The organism is Ferroplasma sp. Type II (genome assembly GCF_000496155.1).
In genome coordinates, this window is record NZ_KI542776.1 from 1 (window position 1) to 6,522 (window position 6,522).

Consider the following 6,522-nt stretch of genomic DNA (forward strand, 5'->3'; position numbering starts at 1 on the left):
TTCGTATTGCCATATTTTGAGGTGATGAAGAGGTGTATGGAGATTGAGGATATGCTTGAATCAATCATCAGGTGGAATGCATCACATATGATGATCGTGAAACCTGTGATGGATCTATATTCCGCTGTGAGGGGGATCACTCATGAACCGGATGTGCTTGAAAAATACCGGATTATTGTGAGGGTATGGGAATGGTTTGAAAATGTGAGGAAAGCACTGGGTGTATCAAGAGAAATGAATTCAAAAGAGATGAAAGAAATCCCCGACATTGAAACCATTGGGATCGAACTGAACAGGGCACTCTCTGCCATAATGGAGGAAGGTGAATCCACCGGTGGTGAACTCATGAGGATATCCAAAATATTCAACAGACGTATAGATGACCATAGAAAAGAACTTCTATCACCTGTAACAGGAAAAAAAGGAAATAAAATAAACGTCGTGAGGCACAATGGAATTGAAGAGATAGGGCACAGATGGTCAAGAATGCATATCCGCAGGCGGACAGGAAGATCACAGACAGCAAGGGAGATGGCAAGGTTTGGTGCACTTACGGCAGTTCTTTCCAATATGGAGAATAAGCATTACACAGAGAATATTCTTTCAAAGATCGATTTTCTTAAAGAATTCACATCCGTCACAAAAAAGGAGATGAATGAAGCAAGAAAGCTCATACGCCCGAATCCATGCGAACCTATCATAGGGAAAGACAGGGAAAGAAAACCGGTTCTAGAAGCTCTGGTGAAGTTGATGGAAGTGAATGTCGAAGTGCCAGCAAAAGAATTAAAAGCATGGGTTGCATCAATCAAGATCTAATCGGATTTTGACGCCATATGTTTACCTGCATTTCTGGAGGGATTTGACGGTGAGATTTATTCATTCGGTTCTACCTATATTGTACCTGCATTAACAGGGCCCACATATCTTTCCATAGGTCTGATACTGACTGGATACGCCATCGGCATAGCCATATTCAGCCTGGTTGGTGGGTACCTGTTTGACAGGTATTCGGTAAAGAATACCGTAATACTTTCTGTGCTGGTATTCTCTGCTTTTACTGTAATGACAGGATTTGTTAATACAACACCAGAACTGTTTATAGCAAGGCTGGGTGTGGGAGTGGGCGTTGGCATATTCCAGCCGGCTGGAGTTGCACTTTTAGGGGATATATTCTATGAAACAAGGGGAAAGGCAGTATCTGTATGGGCTACTTTCTTCTCTGTAGGGCTGTTTGCCAGTCCTTATCTTATAGAGCCTTTCCTTCCTGCATTCAGGCTTCCCTTTGAAATATCAGGTGCCCTTGCAATAATTATCCTGATGCTGGTAATAATGATAATACCTGTCACATATAAAAAGGAAAAACCAACAACAAAACTGAATATAAAGAACGTGTTCAACAGAAACATTATACTCCTGTCCATATCTATTTTCTTCTTTGGAATAACGTTATTTGCAGGATACCTTGGATATTTTTCTGATTATCTGATAAAGGGGCTTCTTATATCAAATGGAAATGCGGCAATAATAGCGTCAATGGCAGGGGCAGGTGGATTTATAATGGCTTTTCCCATCGGTTTTATTGCAGACAAGGTAGGAAGAAAGTACATGGTAATAATAACATCGCTTCTTATTGCCATAGGCTCGGCTGGAATGTTTTTCCTGTTTACAACATTTGCAGGGCTGGTTGTATCCACATTCATATTCTGATCTGGATGGGGTGTGTATGTGGATCTTCTTGTGGCACTGGGGCAGGATTCAGTAGAGGACAGGATAGTTGGTACTATTTCAGGATTTCTGTTTTTCATATTTAATATAGGAACGATGATTGGCGGGCCATTATATGAGGCATTACTCCCGGGAGGATTTAAGAAAACATCACTCATAGCTGTAATTATCCCGGCATTTCTGGCAGTGCTATTCGTAATATTTACCAAAAAAATGACAAAGAGCACAATAGCTGAACATCCGGAATTCGAGAAACACCTATCATAATTTTATTATTTTAAATTTTTATATTTAATTTGCATTTCTTAATTTGTAGATGTGCCTGTGCAAAATGTACAGTGGTATTAATATTATTATTGTAGGCAATACTGCATAGTATGTGAAATACTTGAATGAAAAATATATATTCGATATTGCAGTGTAAATTACCAGTATAATCGCTATGGCACCTATAAGGTAATCCATCATGGCAAGTCGATCCATGAAGTTTGCATTTTTATCTTATATATTAACTTTTATTAACTGTATTGAAATTTTTGTTTCTGTGAGACAGATACTAAGTTTTCAGAGAAAATAATTAATATATACCTGTAGAATGTTTCTCTATGGATACGGAAGAGTACATTATTAAAATGAGGGAATATTTCCATGAAAACCCTGAACTGAGCTTCAAGGAATACAGAACAGCCGACAGGATAGAAGAGGAATTAAAAATTATGGGCTTAGAACCTAAAAGAATTACTGAAACTGGTATAATAGCTGATATAAAGGGAAACGGGAAAAAAACCGTTGCAATAAGGGCAGATATGGATGCTCTGCCTGTTACTGAAGAAAACCAGACCGGTTATATATCCAGAAACGAGGGAGTCATGCATGCGTGCGGGCATGATACCCATATGGCAATGCTTCTTGGTGCAGCAAAAATGATGATAGAAGAAAAAGAAAAGTTAAAGGGAAACATAAGATTGATTTTCCAGCCTGCTGAGGAACTGCCACCCGGCGGTGCCATTGAGATGATAAAAAACGGTGCACTGGATAATGTTGATTTCATAATAGGGCAGCACATCTGGGGTTTATTCCCCGCAGGGATGGTAGCCATATATTATAAGGACATGATGGCAAATGCAGACGAATTTTATATAAAAATACATGGGAAGGGTGGCCATGGGTCCGCACCACAGGATTCTGTAGATGCGGTATATATAACTGCACATCTTATTGAAATGCTGAATACCATTGTTTCAAGGGAAATTGATCCACAGGAACCGGCAGTAATAACTACCGGAACAGTGAATGCAGGCTACAGATATAACATAATAGCAGCACATTCTGAACTTGCCGGAACTGTCAGAACCTTCAGCGTAGAGGTTCAGGAAAAGATAATAAAAAGAATTAGAGACATACTGGAAGGCCTGAAATCTATTTATGGCATTGAATACGAATATGAATACATAAAGGGATATCCCGTGCTTATAAATAACGAGAATATAGCCAGGGATATAGAACAGGCAGCTGAAAAATTAGTTGGAAAGGATCATATCGTGCATCCAAAGCCCAATATGGGTGGGGAGGACTTTGCGTATTTTCTTCAGAAAGTTCCAGGAGCCTATTACATTCTTGGAGGCGGAAATATTCAAAAGGGAATAAATTCCGCTAACCATTCTCCAACATTTGATGTGGACGAGAGTGTACTTTACACAGGGGCAAAGGTGTTAAAGGAAGCGGCTATGTACATACTCAATAAGGAAATAAAATAAACTGTTTTTATTTTATTATTTTTTTATCCCAAACTATTTATGGCCCAGACAATTCTACATTATGAGCTTTAAATCCGAACTTACAATAGATGTTATAGACACACATACGGAAGGCGAACCCACAAGAATTATGTTCTGGAATAATATACCAAGAAATTTAAAGGATGCACTTTCTGTAAGAAAGTATTTCATTGAACATTATGATTACATAAGGAAAACCCTGCTTCTGGAACCAAGGGGGCATAAGGATCAGTTTGGTGCCATATTGCTTCCACCAGTAAACACGGAAAGTGATTATACTATTATTTTCCCTACTACAGAATCCTATCTGGATATGTGCGGCCATGCCACAATTGGTGTGAGTATGGCACTGGTTGCACTGGGATATGTTCCATTTGAAGGCAATGAAAAAACAATCATATATGACACAGTGGCAGGAACCGTAAAGGCAAGGGTAAAAATAGAAAATGGAGAACCGGTATCAGTTTCAATAATAGATGTAAAATCATACTTTGTCAAACAGATAGATATAGACATAAACGGGAAACCAGTAAAAGTAAATCTTTCATACGGTGGAAATTTCTATGCTATTGTAAATTCTGATGATTTAGGGGTTGATGTGGAACCTGAAAACATAGACAAATTGCTGGCTTATGGAAAGGTCATAAGGGCAAAATCCTATGAAATATTGAAAGAAATATATCCTGACAATAAGAAAAACTTCTATCCACTGGCTATGATCACTGACAGTAAGCATGATTACCGTGCAATTGTTACATTCTCCGTGAACAGTTATGACAGGTCCCCATGCGGCACGGGAACCGCTGCAAGGGCTGCCCTGCTCGTGCATGAGGGTAAACTCGCCCTGGACGGACAGTATGTGAATGAATCAATTATAAGGACAAAATTTTCATGTAAGATAATATCCTCAGAAACTGTAAATGGCAACATTGTCATAGTACCTGAAATTACTGGAAGGGCATGGGTAACACAGCTATGCAAAATAGTGGTTGATCCATCAGACCCGCTGAAACATGGATTTTTGGTCCAGTGAATATATAAATGGCATTCAATAAATTTATGTACTTTTATCCAATAAATTATTATAAATGGCTAAAACAATCTATGTTTATTTGAACAACAAAATTACAGGTCCTAACGGGTATGCCGTGGAGATTGTCAAATCCCAGAATGGTAAGTATATAACTGTAGAAGGAAGTGATAACATAACACTGGAATATAAAGAAGGCAGGTATATTATAAGCCATAATTTCATAGAGGAAGGATATCTTCAAAAAAATTCAATTATGGACTACCGTGGAACGCACTTCAGTGTGGATAAAAATGGAATAAAAAACTTTAAAAAGCAAAAAATTAATTTTTCCATCTATTCTGGGAATAAAGAAATTGCCTACATAAATACGTTCAAGAATAGCCTTAACATCGGTATTGAAGATACAGATTATGTTGCACCTGTGATAATTTATATTTCAGTTCTCTCCAGAAGATTGAAAACAAAATTTGGGCGTATCTATCTTAGGGGCAAAGCAATGTCTATCGCAGGGTCATCCCTATACGGTTTAACTGGTATATTCTCCATGATGAGAGTTGGGATTAATCCGTTTATTATTTTTGCCGTGACCGTATCATCTGTAGTGGTATTTACCGTTGTTATAGCCCTGATATCCAAAAAGAATATATTCTGACTTGAGTTCCGCAGTTTAATTTTTGTGAGAATGCATGCTCAAACAATATAACATTGCCTTCTCTGTCGGATTTAACTCTTTTTTGTCCGTGCACCATCCAGGATTCTCTCCGGGTATGGAATGTTCATCTGATTGAGGAGATCCATTGCCTGTTCTGATTCTGACCTGATCATGACACAACCCCTGACCCAAGGCGAACAGGCGTAACCTTCAGGTATGAGAGAATTCGTCTTCCCTTTGATATTTTGATTTTCACTTTCTTTTCTATGAGCCTTGAAAGCAGGAGCCTGAATTATCTAGATGTTGTTCCAATGGCAGTTTGGAATATGGAACTGTATATATCATCGAGGAGCATAGAAGCATCGGATGTTCTCAAAAGCATGGGCCATCCATATCCTCAGATCCGTAAATGTGCACATACATAATTATCTGAAATGTTACGGGAATACTTTAAAACAGGTGTTCATCATCTTACACTGATAATGATTATCATGCGGAAATTAAGTTCTGATTATTTACCATTTTTACTGCAGGTACTGGTTTATATATAAACCGTGTGTCTTTTCCATTTGATAAATGTGTTACCTGTCTGTTCTGCTACCAAGATATACCAATTTAGTTTTCAAGGGCTTAGCCTGATCAAGTTCTGGGATACTGCAATTACATTTCCATTTGCAATCCACTGTAATTATATGTCCTGCAGGCCAATGCGGTAAGCCTAAAAGATTACTTCTTGTTATGTGATGAAGCCATTTTGAATTAAAATTAACTACGGGATGTCCACAATTTTTACATGACCCAAATTCAAGACTTCTCATCTTTAAACGCCACCCATTGTTTTATTATCATATTGATCCAATAATAACATATGAAGGTTTCTGTATATCTATGCGAATACAGTTCTTATAACCGTGACTTTACATATATTTTATTTTTATTGACCTAGGAGTACCATTTTTCAATGTTTTCCAAATACTATTGTGTGGGTACACTAATCCTTTAATCATGCTTTCCATATTCATTGTTTTACCTATGATATCAGAGATCTCTGATTTGCATTCCAGTTTTATTGTTACACTCTTTCCCCTTGCTGCATAATTGAAATTTATGTGCTCAGGTATCCTACTGTGGATATAAGGGAAAACAGGTTTATCATGTAAATGGATTATATTATACAAGAATTGTAAGATAATTTCCACATAGTGAAATAGTATATTTAATAGAATGGAAATATTTAATTAATATATATATATATATATATATATATATTATGAAACAGAGATATATAATGTTGATATCTGTAGTCATAGTAGCTTTGTTCATAATGATGGCAT

The 6,522-nt window shown here is 37.4% G+C and carries 7 protein-coding genes; 6 read left to right on the plus strand and 1 reads right to left on the minus strand.

Going from position 1 to position 6,522, the window contains the following annotated elements:
* From AMDU4_RS10975 to AMDU4_RS10985, 3 genes are all read left to right on the plus strand, one after another.
* A partial coding sequence (locus tag AMDU4_RS10975; RefSeq protein WP_021788036.1) for a hypothetical protein occupies positions 1 to 816 on the plus strand: 816 nt, incomplete at its 5' end.
* Between the two features lie 54 nt (positions 817 to 870).
* On the plus strand, positions 871 to 1,707 hold the full coding sequence (locus tag AMDU4_RS10980) for an MFS transporter (RefSeq protein ID WP_342765607.1): 837 nt from the start codon (positions 871 to 873) through the stop codon (positions 1,705 to 1,707).
* Between the two features lie 18 nt (positions 1,708 to 1,725).
* Positions 1,726 to 1,992 (plus strand): hypothetical protein, encoded by a 267-nt coding sequence (locus AMDU4_RS10985; RefSeq protein ID WP_021788038.1) that lies wholly within the window; start codon positions 1,726 to 1,728, stop codon positions 1,990 to 1,992.
* Between the two features lie 24 nt (positions 1,993 to 2,016).
* Here AMDU4_RS10985 and AMDU4_RS10990 read toward each other — a convergent pair whose 3' ends face one another.
* Complete coding sequence (locus tag AMDU4_RS10990; protein WP_021788039.1) at positions 2,017 to 2,208, minus strand: hypothetical protein; 192 nt, start codon at positions 2,206 to 2,208, stop codon at positions 2,017 to 2,019.
* 122 nt (positions 2,209 to 2,330) lie between these two features.
* Here AMDU4_RS10990 and AMDU4_RS10995 point away from each other — a divergent pair, with 122 nt between their 5' ends.
* The 3 genes from AMDU4_RS10995 (at position 2,331) to AMDU4_RS11005 (ending at position 5,188) form a co-directional block, all read left to right on the plus strand.
* Complete coding sequence (locus tag AMDU4_RS10995; protein WP_021788040.1) at positions 2,331 to 3,482, plus strand: M20 family metallopeptidase; 1,152 nt, start codon at positions 2,331 to 2,333, stop codon at positions 3,480 to 3,482.
* Between the two features lie 61 nt (positions 3,483 to 3,543).
* A complete protein-coding gene (locus AMDU4_RS11000; protein ID WP_021788041.1) occupies positions 3,544 to 4,536 on the plus strand; it encodes a proline racemase family protein in 993 nt (330 codons plus the stop codon).
* 55 nt (positions 4,537 to 4,591) lie between these two features.
* A complete protein-coding gene (locus AMDU4_RS11005; protein WP_021788042.1) occupies positions 4,592 to 5,188 on the plus strand; it encodes a hypothetical protein in 597 nt (198 codons plus the stop codon).
* Positions 5,189 to 6,522 lie beyond the last annotated feature (1,334 nt).

Bases quoted from the DNA above. Each gene is read 5' to 3' on its own strand.
- AMDU4_RS11000 (WP_021788041.1), top strand. From the start codon at position 3,544: ATGAGCTTTAAATCCGAACTTACAATAGATGTTATAGACACACATACG.
- AMDU4_RS11005 (WP_021788042.1), top strand. From the start codon at position 4,592: ATGGCTAAAACAATCTATGTTTATTTGAACAACAAAATTACAGGTCCT.
- AMDU4_RS10995 (WP_021788040.1), top strand. From the start codon at position 2,331: ATGGATACGGAAGAGTACATTATTAAAATGAGGGAATATTTCCATGAA.
- AMDU4_RS10990 (WP_021788039.1), bottom strand. From the start codon at position 2,208: ATGGATCGACTTGCCATGATGGATTACCTTATAGGTGCCATAGCGATT.